At 62.9% G+C, this 25,440-nt stretch carries 28 protein-coding genes; 14 read left to right on the top strand and 14 right to left on the bottom strand.

What is annotated here, in order from left to right; genetic code table 11:
- The first annotated feature begins 197 nt into the window (after window positions 1–197).
- The 4 genes from purM to QQL85_RS03025 all read left to right on the top strand — a co-directional run bounded on the left by purM (window position 198) and on the right by QQL85_RS03025 (window position 2,995).
- On the top strand, window positions 198–1,256 hold the full coding sequence (gene purM / locus QQL85_RS03040; protein WP_056796553.1) for a phosphoribosylformylglycinamidine cyclo-ligase: 1,059 nt from the start codon (window positions 198–200) through the stop codon (window positions 1,254–1,256).
- A complete protein-coding gene (gene purN / locus QQL85_RS03035) occupies window positions 1,256–1,909 on the top strand; it encodes a phosphoribosylglycinamide formyltransferase (RefSeq protein ID WP_284355129.1) in 654 nt (217 codons plus the stop codon). The genes purM and purN overlap by 1 nt, the downstream gene beginning before the upstream one ends.
- Before the next feature lie 8 nt (window positions 1,910–1,917).
- Window positions 1,918–2,628 carry a DUF3108 domain-containing protein gene (locus QQL85_RS03030; protein ID WP_284355128.1) on the top strand — a complete coding sequence of 237 codons (711 nt, stop codon included), beginning with the start codon at window positions 1,918–1,920 and terminating at the stop codon, window positions 2,626–2,628.
- Window positions 2,629–2,812: 184 nt separating this feature from the next.
- Entirely contained in the window at window positions 2,813–2,995 is a 183-nt protein-coding gene (locus tag QQL85_RS03025; RefSeq protein ID WP_016715461.1) for a hypothetical protein, read from the top strand.
- Window positions 2,996–3,041: 46 nt separating this feature from the next.
- Here QQL85_RS03025 and QQL85_RS03020 read toward each other — a convergent pair whose 3' ends face one another.
- The 7 genes from QQL85_RS03020 to QQL85_RS02990 form a co-directional block, all read right to left on the bottom strand.
- Complete coding sequence (locus tag QQL85_RS03020) at window positions 3,042–3,581, bottom strand: DUF2058 domain-containing protein (protein WP_284355127.1); 540 nt, start codon at window positions 3,579–3,581, stop codon at window positions 3,042–3,044.
- Between the two features lie 26 nt (window positions 3,582–3,607).
- Window positions 3,608–4,438 carry a nucleoside triphosphate pyrophosphohydrolase gene (gene mazG / locus QQL85_RS03015; RefSeq protein ID WP_434482146.1) on the bottom strand — a complete coding sequence of 277 codons (831 nt, stop codon included), beginning with the start codon at window positions 4,436–4,438 and terminating at the stop codon, window positions 3,608–3,610.
- A gap of 127 nt (window positions 4,439–4,565) precedes the next feature.
- Window positions 4,566–6,806 carry a GTP diphosphokinase gene (gene relA / locus QQL85_RS03010; protein ID WP_284355125.1) on the bottom strand — a complete coding sequence of 747 codons (2,241 nt, stop codon included), beginning with the start codon at window positions 6,804–6,806 and terminating at the stop codon, window positions 4,566–4,568.
- A 96-nt stretch (window positions 6,807–6,902) separates the two neighbouring features.
- Window positions 6,903–8,261: a 23S rRNA (uracil(1939)-C(5))-methyltransferase RlmD gene (rlmD, locus tag QQL85_RS03005; protein ID WP_284355124.1), complete on the bottom strand. Its 1,359-nt coding sequence runs from the start codon at window positions 8,259–8,261 to the stop codon at window positions 6,903–6,905.
- Window positions 8,262–9,161 carry a cysteine synthase CysM gene (cysM, locus tag QQL85_RS03000; protein WP_025754883.1) on the bottom strand — a complete coding sequence of 300 codons (900 nt, stop codon included), beginning with the start codon at window positions 9,159–9,161 and terminating at the stop codon, window positions 8,262–8,264.
- Between the two features lie 94 nt (window positions 9,162–9,255).
- Window positions 9,256–10,629 (bottom strand): sensor histidine kinase, encoded by a 1,374-nt coding sequence (locus QQL85_RS02995; RefSeq protein ID WP_284355123.1) that lies wholly within the window; start codon window positions 10,627–10,629, stop codon window positions 9,256–9,258.
- Between the two features lie 3 nt (window positions 10,630–10,632).
- Window positions 10,633–11,352, bottom strand: coding sequence for a response regulator transcription factor (locus QQL85_RS02990; protein ID WP_284355122.1), 720 nt, complete (start codon window positions 11,350–11,352; stop codon window positions 10,633–10,635).
- Between the two features lie 193 nt (window positions 11,353–11,545).
- Between QQL85_RS02990 and QQL85_RS02985 the strand changes: the two genes are divergently transcribed.
- Genes QQL85_RS02985 through QQL85_RS02970 form a run of 4 tightly spaced genes read left to right on the top strand, consistent with a single transcriptional unit; the run spans window position 11,546 to window position 16,190 of the window.
- Complete coding sequence (locus tag QQL85_RS02985) at window positions 11,546–14,299, top strand: response regulator (protein ID WP_284355121.1); 2,754 nt, start codon at window positions 11,546–11,548, stop codon at window positions 14,297–14,299.
- 31 nt (window positions 14,300–14,330) lie between these two features.
- A complete protein-coding gene (locus tag QQL85_RS02980) occupies window positions 14,331–15,320 on the top strand; it encodes a 2-hydroxyacid dehydrogenase (protein WP_284355120.1) in 990 nt (329 codons plus the stop codon).
- 31 nt (window positions 15,321–15,351) lie between these two features.
- Window positions 15,352–15,789: a hypothetical protein gene (locus QQL85_RS02975; RefSeq protein ID WP_284355119.1), complete on the top strand. Its 438-nt coding sequence runs from the start codon at window positions 15,352–15,354 to the stop codon at window positions 15,787–15,789.
- Window positions 15,786–16,190: an META domain-containing protein gene (locus QQL85_RS02970; protein WP_019099308.1), complete on the top strand. Its 405-nt coding sequence runs from the start codon at window positions 15,786–15,788 to the stop codon at window positions 16,188–16,190. The genes QQL85_RS02975 and QQL85_RS02970 overlap by 4 nt, the downstream gene beginning before the upstream one ends.
- Before the next feature lie 34 nt (window positions 16,191–16,224).
- Here the strand turns inward: QQL85_RS02970 and QQL85_RS02965 are convergent, their stop codons facing one another.
- A complete protein-coding gene (locus tag QQL85_RS02965; RefSeq protein WP_016715449.1) occupies window positions 16,225–16,689 on the bottom strand; it encodes a TlpA disulfide reductase family protein in 465 nt (154 codons plus the stop codon).
- A gap of 85 nt (window positions 16,690–16,774) precedes the next feature.
- On the opposite strand from QQL85_RS02965, the gene arsC reads away from it, so the two are divergent.
- The 3 genes from arsC to QQL85_RS02950 are packed head-to-tail and all read left to right on the top strand — an operon-like array spanning window position 16,775 to window position 18,136.
- Window positions 16,775–17,128: an arsenate reductase (glutaredoxin) gene (gene arsC / locus QQL85_RS02960; RefSeq protein WP_284355118.1), complete on the top strand. Its 354-nt coding sequence runs from the start codon at window positions 16,775–16,777 to the stop codon at window positions 17,126–17,128.
- Complete coding sequence (gene wrbA / locus QQL85_RS02955) at window positions 17,125–17,730, top strand: NAD(P)H:quinone oxidoreductase (protein WP_284355117.1); 606 nt, start codon at window positions 17,125–17,127, stop codon at window positions 17,728–17,730. The genes arsC and wrbA overlap by 4 nt, the downstream gene beginning before the upstream one ends.
- The gene (locus QQL85_RS02950) at window positions 17,723–18,136 is read left to right on the top strand and encodes a DUF2069 domain-containing protein (RefSeq protein WP_284355116.1); all 414 of its coding nucleotides are present in this window, start codon (window positions 17,723–17,725) and stop codon (window positions 18,134–18,136) included. The genes wrbA and QQL85_RS02950 overlap by 8 nt, the downstream gene beginning before the upstream one ends.
- Before the next feature lie 122 nt (window positions 18,137–18,258).
- Here QQL85_RS02950 and QQL85_RS02945 read toward each other — a convergent pair whose 3' ends face one another.
- Together QQL85_RS02945 and ttcA are read right to left on the bottom strand one after the other, a co-directional pair.
- Window positions 18,259–18,930: a DNA-3-methyladenine glycosylase I gene (locus QQL85_RS02945; RefSeq protein WP_284355115.1), complete on the bottom strand. Its 672-nt coding sequence runs from the start codon at window positions 18,928–18,930 to the stop codon at window positions 18,259–18,261.
- A gap of 4 nt (window positions 18,931–18,934) precedes the next feature.
- On the bottom strand, window positions 18,935–19,759 hold the full coding sequence (gene ttcA / locus QQL85_RS02940) for a tRNA 2-thiocytidine(32) synthetase TtcA (protein WP_019472621.1): 825 nt from the start codon (window positions 19,757–19,759) through the stop codon (window positions 18,935–18,937).
- Window positions 19,760–20,020: 261 nt separating this feature from the next.
- On the opposite strand from ttcA, the gene QQL85_RS02935 reads away from it, so the two are divergent.
- Both QQL85_RS02935 and QQL85_RS02930 read left to right on the top strand, forming a co-directional pair.
- Entirely contained in the window at window positions 20,021–20,620 is a 600-nt protein-coding gene (locus QQL85_RS02935) for a Yip1 family protein (protein ID WP_284355114.1), read from the top strand.
- A 131-nt stretch (window positions 20,621–20,751) separates the two neighbouring features.
- The gene (locus tag QQL85_RS02930) at window positions 20,752–21,246 is read left to right on the top strand and encodes a SprT family zinc-dependent metalloprotease (protein ID WP_284355113.1); all 495 of its coding nucleotides are present in this window, start codon (window positions 20,752–20,754) and stop codon (window positions 21,244–21,246) included.
- Between the two features lie 186 nt (window positions 21,247–21,432).
- On the opposite strand, the gene fpr is transcribed toward QQL85_RS02930, so the two are convergent.
- The gene (gene fpr, locus QQL85_RS02925; RefSeq protein WP_016501130.1) at window positions 21,433–22,212 is read right to left on the bottom strand and encodes a ferredoxin-NADP reductase; all 780 of its coding nucleotides are present in this window, start codon (window positions 22,210–22,212) and stop codon (window positions 21,433–21,435) included.
- Window positions 22,213–22,330: 118 nt separating this feature from the next.
- Between fpr and finR the strand changes: the two genes are divergently transcribed.
- Entirely contained in the window at window positions 22,331–23,257 is a 927-nt protein-coding gene (gene finR, locus QQL85_RS02920) for a LysR family transcriptional regulator FinR (RefSeq protein ID WP_284355112.1), read from the top strand.
- On the opposite strand, the gene QQL85_RS02915 is transcribed toward finR, so the two are convergent.
- From QQL85_RS02915 to QQL85_RS02905, 3 genes are all read right to left on the bottom strand, one after another.
- Window positions 23,254–23,619 (bottom strand): diacylglycerol kinase, encoded by a 366-nt coding sequence (locus QQL85_RS02915; RefSeq protein WP_010952700.1) that lies wholly within the window; start codon window positions 23,617–23,619, stop codon window positions 23,254–23,256. The two genes, finR and QQL85_RS02915, sit on opposite strands and share 4 nt — an antisense overlap.
- Before the next feature lie 73 nt (window positions 23,620–23,692).
- Window positions 23,693–24,343 carry a response regulator transcription factor ErdR gene (gene erdR, locus QQL85_RS02910; protein WP_003252375.1) on the bottom strand — a complete coding sequence of 217 codons (651 nt, stop codon included), beginning with the start codon at window positions 24,341–24,343 and terminating at the stop codon, window positions 23,693–23,695.
- A gap of 179 nt (window positions 24,344–24,522) precedes the next feature.
- Window positions 24,523–25,233 (bottom strand): tRNA-uridine aminocarboxypropyltransferase, encoded by a 711-nt coding sequence (locus QQL85_RS02905; protein WP_284355111.1) that lies wholly within the window; start codon window positions 25,231–25,233, stop codon window positions 24,523–24,525.
- Between the last annotated feature and the right edge of the window lie 207 nt (window positions 25,234–25,440).

The following is a 25,440-nucleotide window of genomic DNA, read 5'->3' as shown; positions in this document are numbered from 1 at the left end:
CCGCATCAACCACCCCACGCCCTTTTTCAACAATTTACCGCCCTGCCCGTCGGCCTGAGGATGGCCGCTGCACGGCAACCCTGATAAAATCGCGCGCCTTCGCAGACCACTGACGTTTCAGGCAGCCGCCGCTTACCCGCCGGCCTTGGCCGTCATGGTCGTTTTTAAGAATCCCTCCCTCCTAAAGGCCTGGATCAATGAGCAAGCAACCCTCCCTGAGCTACAAGGACGCCGGTGTAGACATCGACGCCGGCGAAGCACTGGTCGAACGCATCAAGGGCGTGGCAAAACGCACCGCACGCCCTGAAGTCATGGGTGGCCTGGGCGGCTTCGGCGCCCTCTGCGAGATCCCGGCCGGCTACAAGCAGCCGGTGCTGGTCTCCGGCACCGACGGCGTCGGCACCAAGCTGCGCCTGGCGCTGAACCTGAACAAGCACGACAGCATCGGCCAGGACCTGGTCGCCATGTGCGTGAACGACCTGGTGGTCTGTGGCGCCGAGCCGCTGTTCTTCCTCGACTACTACGCCACCGGCAAGCTGAACGTTGACGTGGCCGCCACCGTGGTCACCGGCATTGGCGCCGGTTGCGAACTGGCCGGTTGCTCGCTGGTGGGTGGTGAAACCGCCGAAATGCCTGGCATGTACGAAGGCGAAGACTACGACCTGGCCGGCTTCTGCGTCGGCGTAGTGGAAAAAGCCGAAATCATCGACGGCTCCAAGGTTGCCACTGGCGACGCACTGATCGCGCTGCCGTCCTCGGGCCCGCACTCCAACGGTTACTCGCTGATCCGCAAGATCCTCGAAGTGTCCGCCACCGACATCGAGAACACCCAGCTGGACGGCAAGCCGCTGACCGACCTGCTGATGGCGCCGACCCGCATCTACGTCAAGCCGCTGCTGCAACTGATCAAGAACACCGGTGCCGTGAAGGCCATGGCCCACATCACCGGTGGCGGTCTGCTGGACAACATCCCGCGCGTACTGCCGAAAAACGCCCAGGCCGTGGTTGACGTGGCCAGCTGGCAGCGCCCGGCGGTGTTCGACTTCCTGCAAGAAAAAGGCAACGTCGACGAGCATGAAATGCACCGCGTGCTGAACTGCGGCGTGGGCATGGTCATCTGCGTAGCCCAGGATCAGGTCGAAGCCGCCCTGAACGAACTGCGCACCGCTGGCGAGCAGCCATGGGTCATCGGCCACATCGCCGAAGCCGCCGAAGGCGCCGCCCAGGTCGAGCTGCAGAACCTCAAGGCACACTGATGCCGAGCAAGACCTGTAATGTAGTGGTACTGCTGTCGGGTTCCGGCAGCAACCTGCAAGCCCTGATCGACAGCTGCCAAGGGGCGGACAGCCCAGTGCGCATCCGTGCGGTGGTTTCGAACCGCGCCGATGCCTACGGCCTGCAACGTGCCGCGGCGGCCGGCATCGACAGCGTCGTGCTCGACCACACCCAGTTCGATGGCCGTGAAGCCTTCGATGCCGCGCTGACAGCACGCATCGATGGTTTCGCGCCGGACCTGGTGGTGCTGGCCGGCTTCATGCGCATCCTCAGTGGCGACTTCGTTCGCCACTATCAGGGCCGCCTGCTCAACATCCACCCGTCGCTGCTGCCCAGGTACAAGGGCCTGCATACCCACCGCCGGGCGCTGGAGGCAGGCGACGCCGAGCATGGCTGCAGCGTACACTTCGTGACTGAGGAACTCGATGGCGGCCCACTGGTCGTACAGGCTGTGGTACCGGTGGCGTCTGACGACACCGTCGAAAGCCTGGCCCAGCGGGTACACCATCAGGAACACCTGATCTACCCGCTGGCGGTGCGCTGGTTCGCTGAAGGGCGCTTGCGCCTTGGCGAACAGGGTGCATTACTGGATGGCCAGCCCCTGGCGGCCAGCGGTCACTTGATTCGATCCTAGGAGAATTTATGCGTCGCGCCCTGCTTTTGGCTCTCGCCGTGCTCGCCCTGCCCCTCCAGGCAGCTGATCTGAAGCCTTTCTCGGCCAGCTACACCGCCGACTGGAAGCAGTTGCCCATGAGCGGCACCGCCGAGCGCAGCCTGGTCAAGAATGCCAACGGTACCTGGGACCTTAACTTCAAGGCCTCCATGATGATCGCCAGCCTGACCGAGCAAAGCACCCTGCGCCTGGAGAACGACACCCTGCTGCCGCAGAAGTACCACTTCGAGCGTGGCGGCCTGGGCAAGGCCAAGAAGGTCGACCTGACCTTCGACTGGACCGGCAAGAAGGTCACTGGCAGCGACCGTGGCGATGCCGTCAGCCTGCCGCTGAACCGTGGCGTGCTGGACAAGTCGTCCTACCAGCTGGCCCTGCAGCATGACGTGGCCGCCGGCAAGAAGAGCATGACTTACCAAGTGGTTGACGGTGACGAGATCGACACTTACGACTTCCGCGTGCTCGGCACCGAGAAGGTCACAACCAAGACCGGCCAGGTGGATGCTGTGAAGGTCGAGCGCGTGCGCGATCCAAGCCAGAGCAAGCGCATCACCGAGCTGTGGTTCGCCAAGAACTGGGACTACCTGCTGGTGCAACTGCGCCAGGTAGAGACCGATGGCAAGGAATACGTGATCGTGCTGCAGGATGGTACGGTCGATGGCAAGCCGGTGAAAGGCAACTGATCCAGCGCTGCCCGTTACACCCGAAGCCCCGCCCAGTGCGGGGCTTTTTTATGCCCTTGTGCAAAGGTCCTGGCCTTCATGAAACTTGTTTCATGCCTGTTTTATTTACTTAGCCTGCTAACAAACTCTATAAAGAGGGTGTGCGACACACTGTCGCAGCCAACTGACGAAGTGGAGTTTACCGATGACTGTCCAAGTAACCGAACGCGACGAATCGAAAATGTCCCACGAAAGCCTGGCCGCCGGCATGCGGATCTGGGATGTGCACCAACAAGGCCAACTGGTGGGGATGTTCCACAATGAACACGAAGCGCACCAGTACCGCGTAGAGCTGGAAGACCTGGAAAACCAGCGCACCACGCAATGACCCCGCCTTTAAACAAGAAACCCCGCCAAGGCGGGGTTTTTCGTGCTTACCACATCAGATCATCAGGGATCTTGTAGGCTGCGTACGGGTCGTCTTCATCCGTTTCCTCGACATGGGTATTGAGCAGCAGGATACGGCCAGGGTCGCGCTCCTGGATCTTCACCGCGGCTTCGCGGGGAATGACCTCGTAGCCACCAGCATGGGCCACCACGGCCAACGCGCCGTTGCTCAGCTTGGTGCGCATCAAGGCGTTGACAGCAATGCGCTTGACCTTCTTGTCGTCGACGAAGTTGTAGTAGTCCTCGGTGTTCAGCTTGGGCAGGCGCGTGGCTTCGATCAACTGCTTGACCTGCGCAGCACGGGCCTTCTGTTCGGCCTTTTCCTGCTGCTGGCGATTCAGCTCCTGGTCGCGCTTGGCTTTTTCGGCCATGGCCTCCTTGGCCATGCGCTGCTGGCTGTCGTCGACCTCGACCTGGCCTTTGTGCTCCATGCGCTTCTGTTTCTTTTCAGCTTTGTTGGTCTGCGAGACCTGTTTCTGGTTGACCAGACCGGCTTTGAGCAATTGGTCGCGAAGGGAAAGGCTCATGAATGTTCACTCACTTATGCAACAGCTCAGCCGCAGCTGGGCAGGTTCTTTTCCTGACGCTTGGCTTCACCCCAAAGGGCGTCCAGTTCGTCAAGGTTACAATCTTCAATGGGGCGACCACTGTCGCGCAATGCCTGTTCGATAAAACGGAAACGTCGCTCGAACTTGCGATTGGCGCGGCGCAGGGCGTTTTCCGGGTCGTGCTTGAGGTGACGGGCCAGATTGACAGTGGCGAACAGCAGGTCGCCGACCTCATCTTCGAGCGCATCGGCATCGCCGTCGGCCATGGCCTGCAGCACCTCATCCAGCTCTTCACGCACCTTGTCCAGCACCGGCAATGCCGACGGCCAGTCGAAACCGACCGTGGCCGCGCGCTTTTGCAGTTTGGCTGCCCGGGACAGGGCCGGCAAGGCTGACGGCACGTCATCGAGCAGCGACAGTTGCTCGGGCGTGCTTTTCTCGGCCCGCTCCTCGGCCTTGATCTCCTCCCAACGGGACTTGACCTGGGCCTCGCTCAGGCTGGGGGTATCCAGCGGCGCATAAAGCTCGCCGGTGGGGAATACATGCGGGTGGCGACGAATCAGCTTACGGGTGATGCCGTCGACCACGCCATCGAACTCGAAACGCCCCTCCTCCCGGGCCAGCTGGCTGTAGTAGACCACCTGGAACAGCAAGTCGCCCAGCTCACCCTGCAGGTGCTCGAAATCACTGCGCTCGATGGTGTCGGCAACTTCGTAGGCCTCTTCGAGGGTGTGCGGGACGATACTCGCGTAGTTCTGCTTGAGGTCCCATGGGCAGCCGTACTGCGGGTCGCGCAGGCGGGCCATGAGGTGCAGCAGGTCTTCGAGGGTGTAGATCATCTAAGCAGGTCCTTTAGTGGCGCCTGCTTCGCGGGTAAACCCGCTCCCACAGGTACGGTGCAAATCCTGAGATGTGCACCGTACCTGTGGGAGCGGGTTTACCCGCGAAGAAGCCGCCGCAGTATCAAGGGGTACGATTACGCCGCGTCTCGATGATGTTCGGCAACTGCGAGATCCGCCCCAGCAGGCGTCCCAGCGCGTCCAGGCCCGGGATCTCGATGGTCAGCGACATCAGCGCGGTGTTGTCTTCCTTGTTCGAGCGGGTGTTCACCGCCAGCACGTTGATCTTCTCGTTCAGCAGCACCTGCGACACGTCGCGCAGCAAGCCCGGGCGGTCGTAGGCACGAATGACGATGTCGACCGGGTAGGTCTGCACCGGGATCGGCCCCCAGCTCACCTGGATCATGCGCTCTGGCTCCTTGCCTGCCAGCTGCAGCACCGAGGCGCAGTCCTGGCGGTGGATGCTCACGCCACGGCCCTGGGTGATGTAGCCAACAATGGCATCGCCCGGCAACGGCTGGCAGCAGCCGGCCATCTGCGTCAGCAGGTTGCCGACGCCCTGGATCTGGATATCGCCACGCTTGCCAGTACGCGGGCCGGTAGGCTTGCGCGGCACCAGCTCGATCTGCTCGATACGCTCGGGCTCCAGCAATTGCTGGGCCGCGTTGACCAAATGAGCCAGGCGCAGGTCGCCCGCACCCAGCGAGGCGAACATGTCCTCGGCGGTCTTGACGTTGGTTTTCTCGGCAAGGCGCTCGAAGTCCACCTGCGGCAGGCCCAGGCGGCTGAGCTCACGTTCGAGCAAGGTCTTGCCGGCAGCGACGTTCTGGTCGCGTGCCTGCAGCTTGAACCAGTGCACGATCTTGGCCCGCGCCCGCGAGGTGGTGACATAGCCCAGGTTGGAGTTCAACCAGTCGCGGCTGGGGTTACCGTGCTTGCTGGTGATGATTTCGACCTGCTCGCCGGTCTGCAGGCTGTAGTTCAACGGCACGATACGGCCGTTGATCTTGGCACCACGGCAGTTGTGCCCGATCTCCGTGTGCACGCGGTAAGCGAAGTCCAGCGGTGTGGCACCCTTGGGCAGGTCGATGGCGTGGCCGTCAGGGGTGAACACATAGACCCGGTCAGGTTCGATGTCGACCCGCAGCTGCTCGGCCAGGCCACCGATGTCGCCCAGCTCTTCGTGCCATTCCAGCACCTGGCGCAGCCAGGAAATCTTCTCTTCGTAGTGGTTGGAGCTTGGCTTGACGTCAGTGCCCTTGTAGCGCCAGTGGGCGCACACCCCAAGCTCGGCTTCTTCGTGCATGCCGTGGGTACGGATTTGCACTTCCAGCACCTTGCCCTCAGGGCCGATCACTGCGGTGTGCAACGAGCGGTAGCCGTTCTCCTTGGGGTTGGCGATGTAGTCGTCGAACTCTTTGGGGATGTGCCGCCACAGCGTGTGCACAATGCCCAGCGCGGTGTAGCAGTCGCGGATTTCCGGCACCAGCACACGCACTGCACGCACGTCGTAGATCTGGCTGAATTCCAGGCCTTTGCGCTGCATCTTGCGCCAGATCGAATAGATATGCTTCGCCCGGCCGCTGATGTCGGCATTGACGCCCGTGGCCAGCAGCTCGTTCTGCAACTGGTTCATCACGTCGCTGATGAAGCGCTCGCGGTCCAGCCGCCGCTCGTGCAGCAGCTTGGCGATCTGCTTGTACTGGTCGGGTTCGAGGTAGCGGAAGGACAGGTCTTCCAGCTCCCACTTGATGTGGCCGATACCCAGGCGGTGCGCCAGCGGCGCATAGATATCGAACACCTCGCGCGCGACACGCAGGCGCTTCTCGTCGTCGGCAGACTTGACCGCACGGATCGCGCAGGTGCGCTCGGCCAGCTTGATCAAGGCCACGCGCACGTCGTCGACCATGGCCACCAGCATCTTGCGCAGGTTCTCGACCTGCGCCTGCGAGCCCAGCACCAGCGACTGCCGTGGGCTGAGGCTGGCACTGATGGCGGCCATACGCAGCACGCCGTCGATCAGTTTCGACACCACCGGGCCAAACCGTTGGCTGACTTCAGCCAGGGTGACCTTGCCTTCGCGCACCGAGCGGTAGATGACCGCTGCCACCAGGGAGTCCTGGTCAAGCTTGAGGTCGGCGAGGATTTCGGCGATCTCCAGCCCCGCCTGGAAGCTGGACGTACCGTCCGCCCAGGAATGCTTGGCCGGGTTGCCCTTTTTCTCGACTTCATGGGCAAACTCGCAGGCCTCTTTCAGCGCTGCGCGATCCAGTGCCGAATCGACGCTTACCACATGGTCCAACCATGCTTCGAGATTGATACTGCCGTCGGTGTTGACCGGCTGGTGCACTCTCACCTGTACCATCTTTGTTTTACCTTTCCATACAGCGCACCACGCGGGTGCGCTGGCGATCACCGTGCGACTGCCATTCCATGGAAGCCGCACCAAGGGGCCAGTCTGCTAGCCCGCTTCGAATAACGCCATGGCCTCGACATGTGCCGTTTGAGGAAACATGTCGAGAATCCCGGCCCTTTTTAACCGGTACCCTTGGCCGACCAGCACCTGAGCGTCTCGCGCCAGCGTGGCCGGGTTGCACGATACATAGACCAGCCGTTTGGCCTGGAGGCGTGCGATGCCTTGCACCACCTCGAAAGCACCGTCGCGCGGTGGATCCAAGAGTACCGCAGAAAAGCCTTCGGCGGCCCATCCGGTGCCTGCCAAAGGCTGCGATAAATCGGCCTGAAAAAACCGTGCGTTATGCACATTGTTGTTCCGGGCATTGGCCGCGGCCCGATCGACCATGGCCTGTACACCTTCCACAGCCACCACTTCGCGCGCCTGGCGTGCCAGCGGCAGGGCGAAGTTGCCCAGGCCGCAGAACAGGTCCAGCACGCGCTCGTCGGCCTGCGGTGCGAGCCAGGCCAGGGCCTGTTCGATCATCGCCGTGTTGACCTGGGCATTCACCTGCACGAAGTCACCCGGGCGCCAGGCCAGCTCCAACTGCCACGGTGCCAGGGCAAAACCCAGTTGCGCGGCAGGGTCCACCGGCGCGGGTTCTCCTTCACCCTGCAACCACAGCTGGGCATTGGCCTGCTCGCAAAACGCCTGCAGTTTCGCCAGGTCCTCTGCCGGCAGCGGCGCGACATGGCGCACCAGCACGGCCTCGGCGGTACCGCTGAACAGCTCCACATGGCCCAGCGCCTGGGGTTTGCTCAACGAACGCAACACCGTCGGCAAGTGGCGCAGAATCGACTGCAAAGGCTGTACCAGCACCGCACAGTCGTCGATGGCGATGATGGCCTGGCTGGCTTCGGCACGGAAGCCGACCTCCAGCTGACGTGCCTTGACGTCCCAGCGCACGGCCACGCGGGCACGGCGTCGGTAGCCGAATTCCGGCCCGCTCAGCGGTGCGGCCCACGCCTCGGGCTGCACGCCAGCCACCCGCTGCAGCTGTTCGGCCAGCGTGCGCTGCTTGAGCGCCAGTTGCGCTTCGTGCGGCAGGTGTTGCAGGTTGCAGCCTCCGCAGCGGTCGTAATAGCGGCACGGTGCCTCGCGGCGCTCTGGGCTGGCCTGTAGCAAGCGCTCCAGGCGGGCCTCAACCACTTTGCCACGCGCATTGAGCACCCGCGCCTCCACGGCCTCACCGGCCAGGGCGCCACTGACGAACCAGGTGCGCCCGTCGAGAAAGGCGATGCCACGGCCGTCGCCGGCCAGGCGCTCGATATCCAGGCGCTGCTTTTTGCCCACGGGGACCTGGGGGCTGCGGTTGCCGCCGGCCGGCTGGAAGCGCAGGCCGCTGTTGCTTTTTTTCTTGGACATTTAGCTCGGGTCGAACAGGCCGGTGGACAGGTAACGGTCGCCGCGGTCGCAGATGATCGCGACCATCACGGCATTCTCCACTTCGCGGGACAGGCGCAGCATGGCTGCAACCGCACCACCGGAAGACACACCGCAGAAAATGCCCTCTTCGCGGGCAAGGCGGCGGGTGGTGTCTTCGGCTTCCTGCTGCGACATGTCTACTACGCGGTCGACACGGGTGGCGTCGAAGATTTTCGGCAGGTATTCCTCGGGCCAGCGGCGGATGCCCGGAATGGCCGAGCCTTCCATGGGTTGCAGGCCGATGATCTGCACCGCCGGATTCTGCTCCTTGAGGTACTGCGAGCAGCCCATGATGGTACCGGTGGTGCCCATGGAACTGACGAAATGGGTAATGGTGCCCTGGGTCTGCTGCCAGATTTCCGGGCCGGTGCTGTTGTAGTGGGCGATCGGGTTGTCGCCGTTGGCGAACTGATCGAGCACCAGTCCACGGCCTTCGGCCTGCAGCTTCTCGGCCAGGTCGCGGGCACCTTCCATGCCCTCTTCCTTGGTTACCAGAATCAGCTCGGCGCCGTAGGCGGTCATCGCAGCCTTACGCTCGGCGGTGGAGTTGTCGGGCATGATCAGGATCATCTTGTAGCCCTTGATCGCCGCTGCCATCGCCAGGGCGATGCCGGTGTTGCCGGAGGTGGCTTCGATCAGCGTGTCGCCGGGTTTGATCTGCCCACGCAGTTCGGCGCGGGTGATCATCGACAGCGCCGGGCGGTCCTTCACCGAGCCGGCAGGATTGTTACCTTCGAGCTTGAGCAGGAGGGTGTTGCTGGTTTCGCCAGCAATGCGCTGCAGGCGAACCAGTGGCGTATTGCCGACGCAATCGGCGATGGTTGGGTACTGCAAGGTCATGGCGTATTTCACAATCCGGACGGCAGGGGTGCCTATCATACCGGCAAACCCCTCGCGGCCATATCACGCAATCTGTAGAGCATATAACTACAAGCTATAACGAGACCTGTGCCCGCGCCGAGACCGCCGCATGTAAAGGCAAGCGCATCCACAGCCGCAGCCCTCGCTTGCCATTCTGCGCCCACAGTGTCCCGCCCTGACGCTGGATAGCGCTGCGGGCAATGCTTAGCCCCAGACCAAAGCCACCATCCCCCGGCCGCGAACCGTCCAGCCGCGAGAACGGCGCAAAGATCCGTTCCAGGTCCTCTTCGGCTACGCCACCGCCTTCATCCTCCAGCCATAACCACCAGTGACTGCCTTCACGCTGCCCACCCAGGCGCACCACACCCTCGGCCGGCGAGTGACGAATGGCATTGCGCAGCATGTTTTCCAACGCCTGGGCCAGGTGGTTGAGGTTGCCCTGCACCCAGCAGTCGGCCGGCACTTCGCAGCGCAAGCGGTCAAGCGACCAGCCGCTCTCGTAGCTGGCATTCTCAGCCAGCAGCTCCCACAACGCGTGGACCTCGATCGGCTCCAGGTTCATCGGCGCACGTTCGGCGTCCTGCCAAGCCAACTGCAGGGTGTCCTCTACCAGTTGCTGCATGCAGTCCACTTCACGCGTCAGGCGCTCGCGCAGGCGTTGCAAGTCGGTTTCACCGTCGCAGGCCACCCGCAGCCGGCTCAGCGGCGTACGCATTTCGTGAGAAAGGTCGCGCAGCAACTGCTGCTGCATGGCCACGGTGCCCTGCAGTCGCTCGGCCATCTGGTCGAAGGCGCGGGCCAGCTCACCCAGCTCGTCATGCCGGGCGATCGTGCGCGAGTCGAGACGCGCCGATAACTGATCGGCACGCCAGGCATTGGCCTGTTCGCGCAGCTGGTTCAGGGGCACGATCAACATGCGGTACAGGCCTACGCACAGCAACAAGGTGAACAGGCCGGGAATGATGCCGTTGGTGACAATGCGCCACAGCAAGCGGTACTGGTCCGGATTGAACCGCTGCGGCAGCTCGATCACCAGCATGCCCTGCTCCGGCGCCCCCGGGAACGGTATGCGCACCCAAGGCTGGTCGACGCTGCGACGGCTCATAGGCCAATCGACGCCGCGCAGGCGCGTCAGCCGCTGCATGATCTGCGGGTTGAGGGTGGCACCGTCGAGGGGCCGCAGGTTGATATCCAGCACACCCACCCAGCCCCGTTCACGCTGGTGCATCGCCGCCACCCACTGGTCCAGCCCCGCCCGCCCACCGCTGCGCCAGGCCTGCTCGGCCTCGGCGGCATAGCCCCGCAACGTCTGCCGCGCCGCTTCAGAGAGGAAGGCGTTCTGGATTTCCATGTGCCGGCCCCAGGTATAACTGAGGCCGATCATCAGCAAGCAGAAGCCCACCAGCAGGATGGCCAGCTTCCAGAACAACGAATGGCGGTCGAGCATGGCTCACTCCGCCTCACTGGCGCTGAGCACATAGCCCTTGCCCCACACGGTGCGGATTTGCCGCTCGTCATAACCGATGCCCTTGAGCTTACGGCGGATCTGGCTGACATGCATATCCAGGCTACGGTCATGCCGCGAATAGCCACGTTGCAACACCTGCTGGTAAAGGAATGGCTTGCTCAGAACGTCATCGAGGTTACGGTTCAGGATATCGAGCAGGCGGAATTCGCTGGGCGTGAGGCCTGCCAGGCGGCCATCCAGTCGCACATCGCACAGCCCCTCATCGAACTGCAGATCACCGCAACCGGCCTGCTCCTGCGGGACTTGATGGCGCCGCTCAAGGGCCACCCGACGCAGGATGGCCTCGATGCGCACCTGCAACTCAGCCATGCTGAACGGCTTGGGCAGGTAGTCATCGGCCCCGCGCTGGAAGCCACTGATACGGTCGGCCTCTGCACCCAGCGCCGACATCAGGATCACGGGCGTGGCACTGCGCTTGCGTAACTGTGCCAGCGCCTCGAGGCCATTGAGCCCGGGCAACAGGATGTCCATCAGCACCACATCGAACACCTGGCGCCCTGCCGTCTCCAGACCCTCCAGGCCATTGCGGCACCAGGTCACCTGGAAGCCGCCGCGTTGCAGTTCTTCGTGCAGGTAGGCACCGAGCACCGGATCATCCTCGATGGCGAGGATATTGGAGTTGTGAATAGCTACAGGATTCATTGGCAACTGCCATGCATTCTCAATTGCGCAATTATTGAGCATCCACCACCTGTCAGGCAACCGCCCTGCGACCAATGCACCGGCAATGGCGCAAAACACATACTAAAGAGGTGCAATGGGGCGGCAGGCGGAGTAACTTCGCGGCTTGGCCGTCACCACTTGATGGCATCCAGGCACATCACAGGAGGCGAGTGTGCTCGATCGCTTGGGAATCCGCAGCCGGGTCCTGCTGCTGGCACTGCTGCCGGCCGGCCTGATGGCCCTGGTGCTGGGCAGTTACTTCACCTGGCTACAACAGAACGACCTGCGCACCCAGCTGTTGCAGCGTGGCAAGATGATTGCCGAACAACTGGCGCCACTGGCAGCGCCCGCCATGGCCCGGCTCGCGCCAGCGCAACTGGAGCGCATTGCCGCACAAACCCTGGAGCAGTCCGATGTACGGGCCGTCGCCTTCCTGGCCCCGGACCGCACGCGCCTGGCCCACGCTGGCCCGAGCATGCTCAACCAGCCACCCAGCGGCGGCACTGGCACCCAACTGCTGCAACGCAGCGGCAATGACGCCACCCGCTACCTGATGCCGGTGTTCGGCCACCACCGTGACCTGGCCACCGATGCCGTGCCGGCCGAGGCCGAGCGCCTGCTGGGTTGGGTGGAGATCGAGCTGTCGCACGACGGCACACTGCTGCGCGGTTACCGCAACCTGTTCACCAGCCTGTTGCTGATCCTCGCCTGCCTGGCGCTCAGCGGCCTGCTGGCGCTACGCATGAGCCGCACCATCAACGACCCCATCGAGCGCATCAAGCACGCGGTCAACCAGCTTAAGGACGGCCACCTCGAAGAACGCCTGCCGGCCATGGGCAGCCATGAGCTGGACGAACTGGCACGCGGTATCAACCGCATGGCCGAAACCCTGCAAAATGCCCATGAAGAACTGCAGCACAGCATCGATCAAGCCACCGAGGACGTTCGCCAGAACCTGGAAACCATCGAAATCCAGAACATCGAGCTGGACATGGCACGCAAGGAGGCGTTTGAGGCCAGTCGCATCAAGTCGGAATTCCTGGCCAACATGAGCCACGAGATCCGCACCCCGCTCAACGGCATTCTGGGCTTTACCCACCTGCTGCAAAAAAGCGAGATGACACCGCGCCAGCTGGACTACCTGAGCACCATCGAGAAGTCCGCCGACAATTTGCTCGGGATCATCAACGAGATCCTCGACTTCTCCAAGATCGAGGCCGGCAAGCTGGTGCTCGACAGTATCCCGTTCAACCTGCGTGACCTGATTCAGGACACGCTGACCATCCTCGCGCCGGCCGCCCACGCCAAGCAGCTGGAATTGCTCAGCCTGATCTATCGCGACACACCCACTTCGCTGATCGGCGACCCGCTGCGGCTCAAGCAGATCCTCACCAATCTGGTCAGCAACGCCATCAAGTTCACCCGTGAAGGCACCATCGTCGTGCGCGCCATGCTCGAAGACGAGCATGAAGACAGCGCACAGCTGCGCATCAGCGTGCAGGACACCGGCATCGGCCTCTCGCCACAAGATGTGCGCACGCTGTTCCAGGCCTTCAGCCAGGCAGACAACTCGCTGGCTCGCCAGCCTGGCGGCACCGGCCTGGGGCTGGTGATTTCCAAGCGCCTGATCGAGCAGATGGGGGGCGAAATCGGCGTCGACAGTACCCCGGGCGAAGGGTCGCAGTTCTGGATCAGCCTCAACCTGCCCAAAGCCCACGACGATGTCGAGGATTTTCCGCTACAGCCGCTGCTGGGCCGCCGTGCCGCCATCGTCGACGGCCACGAGCTGGCGCGTCAGGCGCTGGAACATCAGCTGGAAGACTGCGGCCTCAGCGTCAGCCTGTTCGCCTCCTACGACCAGTTGCTACAGGCCGTACAAGCGGCCAGCCAGGCCGGCCAGCCGTTCGAGTTCGCCGTGCTTGGGGCCAACCTGGGCAACCTGTCGCCCGAGCAACTGGGCCATTACCACCAGCAGCTTGAGCGTCATCACTGCCAATGCGTGGTGCTGTGCCCGACGACCGAGCAAGCCCTGTACCACCCGTTCCTGCCCAATGGCCATGGCCAGTTACTGTCCAAGCCGACCTGCACCCGCAAACTGCGCCGCCTGCTGCTGGAGCTGGTGCAACCACGCCGCCCGCTGAGCGAAGCGAACAGCATCAACGGCCAGCGACAGCCGAAGATCCTGTGCGTCGACGACAACGCCGCCAACTTGCTGTTGGTCCAGACCCTGCTCGAAGACCTGGGCGCCGAAGTGCTGGCTGTCGACAACGGCCATGCTGCGGTAAAAGCCGTACAGGACGAACCGTTCGACCTGATACTGATGGACGTGCAGATGCCCGGCATGGATGGCCGCGCCTGCACAGAGCAGATTCGACTTTGGGAAAATACCCAAAGTGGCAACCCGTTGCCGATCGTCGCCCTTACCGCCCACGCCATGGCCAACGAAAAACGCGCATTGCTCCACGGCGGCATGGACGACTACCTGACCAAGCCGATCAGCGAACGGCAACTGGCCCAGGTGGTGATGAAGTGGACTGGCCTGAGCCTGGGCGCACCGCTGCAGGTACAGGCCGAGCTATTGGCCAACAGCGATGAACTCAAGGTGCTCGACCCCGAAGAGGGCTTGCGCCTGGCGGCTGGCAAAGCGGACCTGGCAGCCGACATGCTGAGCATGCTGCTGGCCTCGCTGGAGGCAGACCGCAACGCTATACGTGCGGCCCGCGATGCAGAAGACCGCAACGGCCTGATCGAGCAGGTACATCGCCTTAATGGCGCTTCGCGCTATTGCGGCGTGCCGCAGCTGCGCGCTGCCTGCCAGCGCAGCGAGACCTTGCTCAAGCAAGAAAACCCACAGGCACAGCAGGCCCTGGATGAACTGGACAGCGCGATCAGCCGGTTGGCCGCTCAAGCGCGCCTGAGTGCCTGAGCATCGCGTTTTTTGTACGAGGAGCTTCACCATGCGCGCCCTGTTGTTCAGCAGCCAGCACTACGACCAGGAAAGCTTCACCCGGGCCGCCAGCGGCAATGCGCTGGCGCTGCATTTCCAGCCCGCCCGCCTCACGCTCGACACCGCCGCCCTGGCTGCCGGCCATGAGGTCGTTTGCGCCTTCATCAACGACGAACTCGATGCCCAGGTGCTGCAGCGCCTGGCCGCAGGTGGCACACGCCTGATCGCCCTGCGCTCGGCCGGCTACAACCACGTTGACCTGGCCGAAGCCCGGCGGCTGGGCCTTGAGGTGGTTCGCGTGCCGGCCTACTCGCCACACGCCGTGGCAGAGCACGCCGTCGCGCTGATCCTGGCCCTCAACCGGCGCCTGCACCGGGCCTACAACCGCACCCGCGAAGGTGACTTCACCCTCCACGGGCTGACCGGTTTCGACCTGCACGGCAAAACCGTCGGCGTGGTCGGCACCGGCCAGATCGGCGCAGCCTTTGCTCGCATCATGGCCGGTTTCGGCTGCCAGCTGCTGGCCTATGACCCCTGCCCCAATCCGGAACTGCTGGCCCTCGGCGCGCGCTACCTGCCCCTGCCCGAACTGCTGCGCGAAGCCCGCATCATCAGCCTGCACTGCCCGCTGACAGAGCACACCCGCCACTTGATCAATGCACGCAGCCTGGCCCAGTTACAGCCCGGCGCCATGCTGATCAACACGGGCCGTGGCGCACTGGTCGACACCCCGGCACTGATCGACGCACTGAAAAGCGGCCAGCTTGGCTACCTGGGCCTGGACGTCTATGAAGAAGAAGCCCAGCTGTTCTTCGAAGACCGTTCCGACCTGCCTCTGCAGGACGATGTACTGGCCCGCCTGCTGACCTTCCCCAACGTGATCATCACTGCCCATCAGGCCTTCCTCACCCGCGAGGCGCTGGATGCCATCGCTGCCACCACGCTGGACAACATCAACCGCTGGGCGGCAGGCAATCCACAGAACCTGGTGATGGGTTAATGCTAGGATACGCGGCATTTCTGGAGGACCCATGGTCGAGCACGATTTCCGCTACACCCTTTTCAACCCGCAACACACCCTGATCGAGTGCCGCGCACTGGTGCCAGGCCGCTACCAGGTCACCGGCAACGGTGGTTCGATGCACAAGGGCGACACCCTGCTGGTCACCCTCAAGGGCAGCAAAGACCTGTCCATGCGCCTGACCGTGGAGAGCGTGCGTCACCTGATCAACCCGCGCGGCCAGTGGGTTGCCGTGGCCAGCGGGCCGGTGTTCAACGAACTGGAAATCCTCACTTGGCAGGTCGAGTGCGACAGCTGCGACGCCGTGCTGGACTTCGAATTTGCCGTGGACGCCAAGCTGGGCAAGAAAGCCCGTCAGCCCGCTGCCAGCGCGCGTATTGCCGCACTGGGCTGGGCTAGCCGTGGCGAGAAACACCTGTGCCCGCGTTGCCAGGAGAGCGCCGAGTGAAAAATCTGCTGACCGGCGTGCTGATTGCCACCGGCCTGCTCGGCTGCGCCGCAGAACCTTCGAAGCTGCAGCAGGAACGCAGCTATGTGCTGGAGTGGATTGGCGAACGCCCGCTGATCGACTACAGCCACCTGACCCTGACCCTGGCCAGCGACGGCCGCGCCTATGGCAATGGCGGTTGCAACCACTGGTTTGCGCCGTACACGCTGGATGGCGAGCACCTGAGCTTCGGCAAGGTCGGCAAGACCCGCAAACTGTGCGCGCCGGCGTTGATGGAGCAGGAAAAACGCTTCCTGCAGGCGCTGGAAACAGTGCAGCGCTGGGATGTGTCGCCAGTGGAGCAGATGCGCTTCTGGCCAGCCGAGGGCAAGCCACTGCGTTTCTGGCCTGAGGAAGGCTGAACATTGTTGGGGCCGCTTTGCGGCCCCACATGCATCAGGCGCCTTTCAGGGCCTTGATCTTGGCCTGCAGCCCTTCCAGGGTCTGCTCGCCCAGCAGTTGCTCACGCACCTTGCCCTTGTCATCGATGATGTAGGTCACCGGCAGCGCCTCGCTGCGCGGCAGGTCGTAGCGCTCGGCCGGGTCCTGGGCCAGCACGGTAAAACCGATGCCCAGGGTTTCAGCGGCCTGTTTCAGGTCCTGCCCCTGCAAGCCATCGAAGTTCACCCCCACCACCTTGATGCCATCGGCCGCCCACTGCTTGGCCGCCGCGTTCAGTTCAGGTATTTCGGTACGGCACGGCCCGCACCATTCGGCCCAATAGTTGAGCACCAGCCAGTGCCCATCGATCTGTTCTGCCTTAACCGTATTGCCGTGTTGGTCCACGCCATAATCGGCACCGCAACCACCGAGCAACAGGCTCGCGGTGATGGCCAGTACTGCTGCCAGACGCCTTGCCATGGGTCAATCCTTCTCGAGTTTTAAAGCAAACTGGTCAGTCGCTGCGGTTAGAATAGCCGCCACACCCAGCTGGATGCGACCCGACATGACCGACCTCACGCTCTATCATAACCCGCGCTGCTCGAAATCCCGCGGCGCGCTGGAACTGCTCGAAGCCCGCGGCCTGGCCCCGACCATCGTGCGTTACCTGGAAACCCCGCCCGACGCCGCCACCCTCAAGGCCTTGCTCGCCAAGCTGGGCATCGCACCGCGCCAACTGCTGCGCACAGGCGAAGACGAGTACAAGGACCTGAACCTGGCCGACCCGGCGCTGACCGACGCACAACTGATCGAGGCCATGACCCAGCACCCCAAGCTGATCGAACGGCCGATCCTGGTCGCCGGTGACAAGGCCGTGGTCGGCCGCCCACCCGAAAAAGTGCTGGAGATCCTGCCGTGAGCGCGCCCTACATCCTGGTGCTCTATTACAGCCGTCATGGGTCGACCAGCGAAATGGCCCGGCACATCGCCCGTGGCATCGAACTGTCGGGCATGGAGGCGCGCCTGCGCACGGTGCCTGCGATCTCCACCGAATGTGAAGCCGTTGCTCCGGATATTCCGGCCAGTGGCGCGCTGTACGCCACCCTGGACGACCTGCGCCACTGCGCCGGCCTGGTCCTGGGCAGCCCAACCCGCTTCGGCAACATGGCGGCGCCGCTGAAGTACTTCCTCGACGGCACCAGCAGCTTGTGGCTGGGTGGCGAACTGGTCGGCAAGCCAGCGGGCGTATTCACCTCCACCGCCAGCCTGCATGGCGGCCAGGAAACCACTCTGCTGTCGATGATGCTGCCGTTGATGCACCACGGCATGCTGCTGATGGGCCTGCCCTACAGCGAGTCGGCCTTGCTGGAAACCCGTGGCGGCGGCACCCCGTACGGCGCCAGCCACCATGCCGGCGCCGATGGCAAGCGCGAACTCGACCCACATGAAATCGCCCTGTGCCGCGCCCTGGGCCAACGCCTGGCGAGCACGGCCAAGGCCCTGGAGGCCGCGCGTGGCTAAAAAGCCCAAGGTGTTGCCGCCACTGGAATGGCTGGCGCCACGCCTGCGCCTGACGCGGGCGTTGAGCCTGGCGTTCTTCTTTGGCCTGATTGCCCTGCTGGTGGTGAACAACCTGTGGTTCGCCAACCTGCACGGGGCGCGGGTCGAGGTGATCCTGGCGATCGAACTGGTGCCACTGTTGTTGTTGTTGCCAGGCATGTTGATGGGCAGCGCCCGGGCACATGCCTGGACCTGCTTCGTGGTGAATATCTATTTCATCAAGGGCGTGCTGGCGGCATTCGACCCGGCGCGGGCGGTGTTTGGCTGGGTTGAGGTGCTGGTGAGCCTGGGGCTGTTCATTGCCGGGCTGCTATATGTGCGCTGGAAGTTCCAGCATGAGCGGCGCTTGGCTGGCGAAAACAGTTGAGTTCAGGGGCTGCTTCATAGCCCAATCACCGGCAAGCCAGCTGCCACAGAGACCCCACAGGTTCTGAATGCTGTGGGGAGCCTGGCTTGCCGGCGATGGGCCGCACAGCGGCCCCGGCGATCTCAATGGTTGACGGTATGCGCCAGCATCACCGACAACTGGCACAGCGGCCGTCCACTCTCTTCATGCCACTGGTTGAACGCCTGCTGCACCAAGGCCAGGTCACGCTGGCTGGTCGGCTGCTTGTCGATCACCTTCTGTGCAATCAACGCAGCCGCCATGTCATCGGTAGGGATGAAGGTATCCTTGCCGACCATGCGCAAAAAGCGCGGCGCCGACAACCCACCCAGCTGGTTGCCATGCTTGGCCAGGTACTTCCACAGACCGACGATGTCGGTCACCGGCCAATCCGCGATGAATGCGCCAAAACTGCCCTTTTCCTTCGCCACGTCAAGCATCATCTGCGCGTTGCGCGGTACGCTCTTGAGCTTGCCCAGGTGACGGATGATGCGCTCATCCTGCATCAGCCGCTCAAGGTGCTCGGCGCCCATCAGCACCACCTTCTCCGGGTCGAAACCGAAGAACACCTGCTCGAACGCCGGCCACTTGGCATCCACGAGGCTGTGCTTGAGCCCGGCGCGAAACACGCGCAGGGCCAGGGTCGACAAGTAGCGGTCGTCACTGATGCTCCGCAACTGGGCCGGTGTGCGCGGCTGCGGCAGGAAGGCTTCCAGCGCCTGGGCCGAACCGAAGCGGTTCAGGCAGTACTCATGCAGCCATTGGTAATCGCGCATGGGCTCAGATGTTCAGCACGTCGAGGAAACGCGGGGTGGCGTTTTCGTCGATCTTCAGGCTGGTGAAGTCGAACAGGTTGCGGTCGGCCAGCTGCGACGGCGCCACGTTCTGCAGGGCACGGAAGATGCTCTCGGTACGGCCCGGGTGCTTGCGCTCCCACTCCACCAGCATGTCCTTGACCACCTGGCGCTGCAGGTTTTCCTGCGAGCCGCACAGGTTGCACGGGATGATCGGGAATTCCTTCATGTCCGAGTAGGCCTGGATGTCCTTCTCGCTGCAGTAGGCCAGCGGGCGGATCACCACGTTACGGCCATCATCGGCGCGCAGCTTCGGCGGCATGCCCTTGAGGGCACCGTTGAAGAACATGTTGAGGAAGAAGGTTTCGACGATGTCGTCCCGGTGGTGCCCCAGGGCCATCTTGGTCGCGCCGATTTCGTCGGCGAAGGTGTACAGGGTGCCACGGCGCAGGCGCGAGCACAGCGAGCAGGTGGTCTTGCCTTCGGGTACCAGCTCCTTTACCACCGAGTAGGTGTCCTTCTCGACGATGTGGTACTCGACGCCCAGCTCTTTGAGGTAGGCCGGCAGCACATGCTCGGGGAAGCCCGGTTGCTTCTGGTCCATGTTCACCGCAACGATCTCGAACTTGATCGGTGCCACCTTCTGCAGGTGCAACAGAACGTCGAGCATGGTGTAGCTGTCCTTGCCGCCGGACAGGCAGACCATGACCTTGTCGCCATCCTCGATCATGTTGAAGTCGGTGATGGCTTCGCCGGCGAGACGACGCAGGCGTTTTTGCAGTTTGTTCTGGTTGACCGAGAGGGTGCCCATAGCGCTTGAATCCGCGAGGTGTGACAAAAGGCGGCTATTTTACGCACAAACTCAGCGCCGCTGTAGGCATTCCGATAAAGACTTCAATGTAATCAACAGCGCGACCGACAGCGCAATTTGCTCTAAAAAGCCCGATTTGTGCCGGTAACGGCTTCCTATACTGCGAGATAAGGCCACATTACCGCTTGCTTTGGTGTTCGGGCCTCGGGCCGCTTGCGCTCCATCTGGGGGGCGTTTGGCAACATTGAGAGGAGTGACGGCATGATTCATCACGTTGTGGGGCTGTTTACCCATCCTGACCAGGAATGGCGGGAGATTCGTGGCGAAGAAGAAACCATCAGCCACATGTACCTGACGCATACCTTGATCCTGGCGGCGATCCCCGCCGTTTCCGCGTTTATCGGCACCACCCAGGTCGGCTGGGTGATCGGCGACCGGCCAGCCGTGATGCTGACCATGGAAAGCGCCATCTGGATGAGCATCATGTCGTACCTGGCGATGCTGGCCGGAGTGGCGGTAATGGGCGCGTTCATCCACTGGATGGCCCGTACCTACGACGCCAACCCGTCCATGGCACAGTGCATCGCGTTTGCCACCTACACCGCCACCCCCCTGTTCATCGGCGGCCTGGCGGCGCTGTACCCGCACTTGTGGCTGGGCATGCTGATCGGCACTGCCGCCATCTGCTACACGGTGTACCTGCTGTATGTCGGCTTGCCGACGTTCATGAACATACCGCCCGACGAAGGCTTCCTGTTCTCCAGTTCCGTGCTGGCGGTAGGCCTTGTGGTGCTGGTGGCGATCATGGCCGCCACGGTGATTATCTGGGGACTGGGCGTGGGGCCCGTCTACACCAACTAGAACAGATTCAACCAACACAGGGGCATCAACCGAAGGCCGCCGCAAGGCGGCCTTCGGCGTTGCGCTGACCGATGGCTCGGCACCCCACCTGCGGTTACGGCATAATGCCCGGTCAGGAGAACCACCCCGCCATGCCCGAGCTGCTCAGACAACGCGTCGAAACCTGTTACCAGCAAGCCGAAACTTTCTTCAAACGCCCCTTCCCGCGCCCGGAAGTCAGCTTCAAGCTGCGCGGGCAAAAAGCCGGGGTCGCCCACCTGCACGAGAACCTGCTGCGCTTCAACCTGCAGCTCTACCAGCAAAACCAGGAAGACTTCCTGCGCCAGACCGTGGCCCACGAAGTGGCACACCTGGTGGCCCACCAATTGTTTGGCGACCGCATCCAGGCCCATGGCGAAGAGTGGCAACTGATCATGCGCGGGGTGTACGAACTGCCGCCCAATCGTTGTCATAACTATGAAGTTCAACGGCGTGTGGTGACCCGCTACATCTACCGTTGCCCGTGCCCGCAGGGTGATTTCCCGTTTACGGCGCAGCGGCACAAGTTGGTGCGCCAGGGGCGACGGTACCTGTGCAAGCGGTGCCGGGAGATTCTGGTCTACAGCGGCGAGACGCGTGTCGAATAGATTGTGTGTTTTCTGTGCCGGCCCTTTCGCGGGCAAGCCCGCTCCCACAGGGATATCACTGACCCAGGCCCTGTGATATCCCTGTGGGAGCGGGCTTGCCCGCGAAAGGGCCGGTACAGGCGATACAAAACCTCCAGGCATAAGAAAGGCGACCCAAGGGTCGCCTTTTTCATAACAGCCTGCGCCTTACTTCTCGACGAAAGCTCGCTCGATCAGGTAGTCACCCGGCTCGCGCATGCGGGCGGAGACCTTCAGGCCGAAGCTGTCCAGCACTTCACTGGTCTCGTCGAGCATGCTCGGGCTGCCGCAGATCATCGCACGGTCGTCCTGCGGGTTGATCGGTGGCAGGCCGATGTCGCTGAACAGCTTGCCGCTGCGCATCAGGTCGGTCAGGCGACCCTGGTTCTCGAACGGCTCGCGGGTCACGGTCGGGTAGTAGATCAGCTTGTCGCGAACCGACTCACCGAAGAACTCGTTCTGCGGCAGGTGCTCGGTGATGAACTCGCGGTAAGCCACTTCGTTCACATAGCGCACGCCGTGCACCAGGATCACTTTTTCGAAGCGCTCGTAGGTTTCCGGGTCCTGGATGACGCTCATGAACGGCGCCAGGCCAGTGCCGGTGCTCAGCAGGTACAGGTGCTTGCCGGGGTTCAGGTCGTCAAGCACCAGGGTGCCGGTAGGCTTCTTGCTGATGATGATCTCATCGCCTTCCTTCAGGTGTTGCAGCTGCGAGGTCAGCGGGCCGTCCGGCACCTTGATGCTGAAGAACTCCAGGTGCTCCTCCCAGTTCGGCGAAGCGATGGAATAGGCACGCATGAGCGGACGGCCGCTTTCCTGCTGCAAGCCGATCATCACGAACTGACCGTTCTCGAAGCGCAGGCCCGGGTCGCGGGTGCACTTGAAGCTGAACAGGGTGTCGTTCCAGTGGTGCACACTGAGGACACGTTCGTGGTTCATGTTGCTCATCGATGGGGCTCCTGAAGAAAAACGCGGCGCGCAAAACGCGCAGTTGCGCGATAGTTTAGGGGCAGCGACAATATCTGTTAACTGGATTATCAAGATATGTGTTATCGGTTATATCGATATGCGATTCACACTTCGTCAACTACAGGTCTTCGTCGCCGTCGCCCAGCATCAAAGCGTCTCTCGGGCCGCTAGCCTGCTGGCGTTGTCGCAGTCGGCCGCCAGCACGTCCATCACCGAACTGGAGCGGCAATCGAGCTGCCAGTTGTTCGACCGTGCCGGGAAGCGACTGGCCCTCAACGCCTTGGGCCATCAACTGCTGCCGCAGGCGGTGGCCCTGCTCGACCAGGCGAAAGAAATCGAAGACCTGCTCAATGGCAAGTCCGGTTTCGGCTCGCTGGCGGTCGGCGCCACACTGACCATCGGCAACTACCTGGCCACCCTGTTGATCGGCAGCTTCATGCAGACCCACCCGGAAAGCCAGGTGAAGCTGCATGTACAGAACACTGCGCATATCGTGCAACAGGTGGCGCACTACGAAATTGATCTGGGTCTAATCGAAGGCGACTGCAACCACCCGGACCTGGAGGTACAGCCGTGGGTCGAGGACGAGTTGGTGGTGTTCTGCGCGCCACAGCATCCGCTGGCCAAGTTGGGCCGCGCGGATATTGAAAGCCTGTCGCAAGAGGCGTGGATCTTGCGCGAGCAAGGCTCGGGCACGCGCCTGACCTTCGACCAGGCCATGCGCCATCACCGCGCCAACCTCAATATCCGCCTGGAGCTGGAACACACCGAAGCCATCAAGCGCGCCGTGGAGTCAGGCCTGGGTATCGGCTGCATTTCGCGCCTGGCCCTGCGTGACGCCTTCCGCCGGGGCAGCCTGGTAGCAGTGGAAACACCAGAGCTGGACCTGATGCGCCAGTTCTACTTCATCTGGCACAAGCAGAAGTACCAGACCTCCGCCATGCGGGAGTTTCTCGACCTGTGCCGCAACTTCACTGCGGGCTATACCCGCAGTGATGAAATCGTGCTGCCGCCGATTGCTTAAAGCAGGATCACGCCCCAGACCAGCGCCACCATGGTCAGTGCCACCAGTTGTGCGGCGCTGCCCATGTCCTTGGCGTTTTTCGACAGGGGGTGGCGTTCCAGCGAGATGCGGTCGATGGCCGCTTCCACCGCCGAGTTGAACAACTCGACGATCAAGCCCAACAGGCACACCGCAATCATGATTGCCCGTTCCGCACGGCTGACCGGCAACCAGAAGGCAATCGGGATCAGCAGCACGTTGAGCAGCACCAGCTGGCGGAACGCGGCCTCTCCCTTGAAGGCGGCGCGCAGACCGTCCAGCGAGTAGCCGGCGGCGTTGAAAATGCGTTTGAGGCCGGTCTGGCCCTTGAATGGCGATGTCATGTGAGTCACTTCACAGCGGAAAGGCCAGCAGACTAGACCGGCACGGGTCAAAAAAGCGTGAAGCCACGCGCAGTCAGTTGCTGGCAACCGATTCAAGTTGTTGCAGCAGCAGCGCGGCCTGGGTGCGGGTACGCACACCCAGCTTGCGGAAGATCGCGGTCACATGGGCCTTGATGGTGGCCTCGGAAACGCTCAGCTCATATGCGATCTGCTTGTTCAGCAGGCCTTCGCAGACCATGGTCAGCACGCGGAACTGCTGCGGTGTGAGGCTGGCCAGGCCTTCGCTGGCGGCCTTGGCCTCGGCCGAGACATCAACCTTCTCGAACGCCTGTGGCGGCCACCAGACCTCACCATCGAGCACCTTGCGCACGGCATCCTGGATCACTTCCAGGGTGCTGGATTTGGGAATGAAGCCACTGGCACCAAACTCACGCGACTTGACCACCACGGCGGCCTCTTCCTGCGCCGAAACCATCACCACGGGGATCTGCGGGTATTGCCCACGCAGCAGCACCAGCCCGGAAAAACCGTAGGCACCCGGCATGTTCAAGTCCAGCAGCACCAAGTCCCAGTCGGCTTTCTCGCTCAGTCGGGTTTCCAGCTCGGCAATGCTCGCGACTTCGACCAGGCGTACATCCGGGCCCAGGCCGAGGGTAACGGCCTGGCGCAGGGCGCCACGAAACAGTGGGTGGTCATCGGCAATCAGGATTTCGTAAGTGGCCATCGATCTAAGGATCCTGTTCTGTGCCAGGCACTCAGGGGTAAGAGAAGCGCCCGGCGGGGAATCGGCGCCAAGGATGCCGAGCACGGTCAAGGATGGTCAAGCCAATCGCCCTGCCGTCTCGCCCACCCTGGCTGCCAGCTCCGTCATTATGAACCAAAGCAGGGGTCGTGCCCCTTGGACTATAGGAAGGTATGCAAACGTTGGTGAGTGTCGTCCTGCTCGTCCAGGGGCAGACGCCGCTTACCGCTCAGGTAATGCAGGCTGAACACATCCAGATAGGCATCCAGCGCCTGCGAAGCCGTGCTGTCACCGGCAAGGTCAAGGCACATGGCGGCCACTTCTGCCGTACAGAAGTGATCGTCACGCTTGGAGCGCCTCAGGCGGTAGCGCGACATCTGCTCGGCCTGCAGGCTCAACACCGGGAAACGGTCCAGGTACGGGCTTTTGCGAAACATCTTGCGCGCTTCGGTCCAGGTGGCATCCAGCAGGATGAACAGCGGGCGCTTGCCCGGCTCACGCACCACCTCGGTGACCACCCGCTGCTCGGCCACGAACTCGCCTGGGAAGACGATGTAGGGCTGCCAGCACGGGTCGTCCAGCAAGGCCAGCAAACGCTCGTCGACCGAGGTGCGCAACCAGCCGAAGGCTGACGTGTCTTCGATCAGGTCGGCAATCAGCCAGCCGGTGTTGGTGGGCTTCAACGGCTCGGTGTCGTGCATCAGCAGGCACACGCCTGACTCTGCCTGCACCCGGGGTTTCCAGGCGCACAGGCAATGGGTGGCAATGACCCGGCAATCCGGGCAGCGCTCGGCACGCGAGCCACGGGCGATGAAAGGTTTGATACTGCGGGCCAGGCGCTCGGCGCGCAGGCGCGCTACCGCGTGGCTCATGCCGGCAAGCCTCTGGACGGAACGGAAATCGACACTGGGATGACTCGGAAAAAACAAGACGCCAAGTCTACCAGAACAGGGGGCATTTGCTGTGCAGGTGGCAAGGCGCTCTTTATAATCGACGCTTTACCGCGCCATCACCTCATGCCGTGCGGTTTTACGGAACGCCGTCGACCCGCGCATGTCAAAGCGCCAGTCATCGAACCA

The sequence above is a fragment of the Pseudomonas putida genome (assembly GCF_030159595.1).
In the GTDB taxonomy this organism is placed as follows: domain Bacteria; phylum Pseudomonadota; class Gammaproteobacteria; order Pseudomonadales; family Pseudomonadaceae; genus Aquipseudomonas; species Aquipseudomonas putida_AC.
Note: the sequence above shows the minus strand (reverse complement) of the source record. Positions and strands in the feature narration are given on the sequence as shown.

What these genes read in the sequence shown, in the direction of transcription:
- arsC (WP_284355118.1), top strand. Translation starts at nt 16,775, where the DNA reads ATGACCGACCTCACGCTCTATCATAACCCGCGCTGCTCGAAATCCCGC.
- QQL85_RS02965 (WP_016715449.1), bottom strand. Translation starts at nt 16,689, where the DNA reads ATGGCAAGGCGTCTGGCAGCAGTACTGGCCATCACCGCGAGCCTGTTG.
- fpr (WP_016501130.1), bottom strand. Translation starts at nt 22,212, where the DNA reads ATGAGCAACATGAACCACGAACGTGTCCTCAGTGTGCACCACTGGAAC.
- finR (WP_284355112.1), top strand. Translation starts at nt 22,331, where the DNA reads ATGCGATTCACACTTCGTCAACTACAGGTCTTCGTCGCCGTCGCCCAG.
- purM (WP_056796553.1), top strand. Translation starts at nt 198, where the DNA reads ATGAGCAAGCAACCCTCCCTGAGCTACAAGGACGCCGGTGTAGACATC.
- QQL85_RS02915 (WP_010952700.1), bottom strand. Translation starts at nt 23,619, where the DNA reads ATGACATCGCCATTCAAGGGCCAGACCGGCCTCAAACGCATTTTCAAC.
- QQL85_RS03025 (WP_016715461.1), top strand. Translation starts at nt 2,813, where the DNA reads ATGACTGTCCAAGTAACCGAACGCGACGAATCGAAAATGTCCCACGAA.
- QQL85_RS02905 (WP_284355111.1), bottom strand. Translation starts at nt 25,233, where the DNA reads ATGAGCCACGCGGTAGCGCGCCTGCGCGCCGAGCGCCTGGCCCGCAGT.
- QQL85_RS02980 (WP_284355120.1), top strand. Translation starts at nt 14,331, where the DNA reads ATGCGCGCCCTGTTGTTCAGCAGCCAGCACTACGACCAGGAAAGCTTC.
- relA (WP_284355125.1), bottom strand. Translation starts at nt 6,806, where the DNA reads ATGGTACAGGTGAGAGTGCACCAGCCGGTCAACACCGACGGCAGTATC.
- purN (WP_284355129.1), top strand. Translation starts at nt 1,256, where the DNA reads ATGCCGAGCAAGACCTGTAATGTAGTGGTACTGCTGTCGGGTTCCGGC.
- QQL85_RS02945 (WP_284355115.1), bottom strand. Translation starts at nt 18,930, where the DNA reads ATGCGCGATTACCAATGGCTGCATGAGTACTGCCTGAACCGCTTCGGT.
- QQL85_RS02975 (WP_284355119.1), top strand. Translation starts at nt 15,352, where the DNA reads ATGGTCGAGCACGATTTCCGCTACACCCTTTTCAACCCGCAACACACC.
- QQL85_RS02930 (WP_284355113.1), top strand. Translation starts at nt 20,752, where the DNA reads ATGCCCGAGCTGCTCAGACAACGCGTCGAAACCTGTTACCAGCAAGCC.
- rlmD (WP_284355124.1), bottom strand. Translation starts at nt 8,261, where the DNA reads ATGTCCAAGAAAAAAAGCAACAGCGGCCTGCGCTTCCAGCCGGCCGGC.
- ttcA (WP_019472621.1), bottom strand. Translation starts at nt 19,759, where the DNA reads ATGGGCACCCTCTCGGTCAACCAGAACAAACTGCAAAAACGCCTGCGT.
- cysM (WP_025754883.1), bottom strand. Translation starts at nt 9,161, where the DNA reads ATGACCTTGCAGTACCCAACCATCGCCGATTGCGTCGGCAATACGCCA.
- QQL85_RS02990 (WP_284355122.1), bottom strand. Translation starts at nt 11,352, where the DNA reads ATGAATCCTGTAGCTATTCACAACTCCAATATCCTCGCCATCGAGGAT.
- QQL85_RS02935 (WP_284355114.1), top strand. Translation starts at nt 20,021, where the DNA reads ATGATTCATCACGTTGTGGGGCTGTTTACCCATCCTGACCAGGAATGG.
- QQL85_RS03020 (WP_284355127.1), bottom strand. Translation starts at nt 3,581, where the DNA reads ATGAGCCTTTCCCTTCGCGACCAATTGCTCAAAGCCGGTCTGGTCAAC.
- QQL85_RS02995 (WP_284355123.1), bottom strand. Translation starts at nt 10,629, where the DNA reads ATGCTCGACCGCCATTCGTTGTTCTGGAAGCTGGCCATCCTGCTGGTG.
- QQL85_RS03030 (WP_284355128.1), top strand. Translation starts at nt 1,918, where the DNA reads ATGCGTCGCGCCCTGCTTTTGGCTCTCGCCGTGCTCGCCCTGCCCCTC.
- erdR (WP_003252375.1), bottom strand. Translation starts at nt 24,343, where the DNA reads ATGGCCACTTACGAAATCCTGATTGCCGATGACCACCCACTGTTTCGT.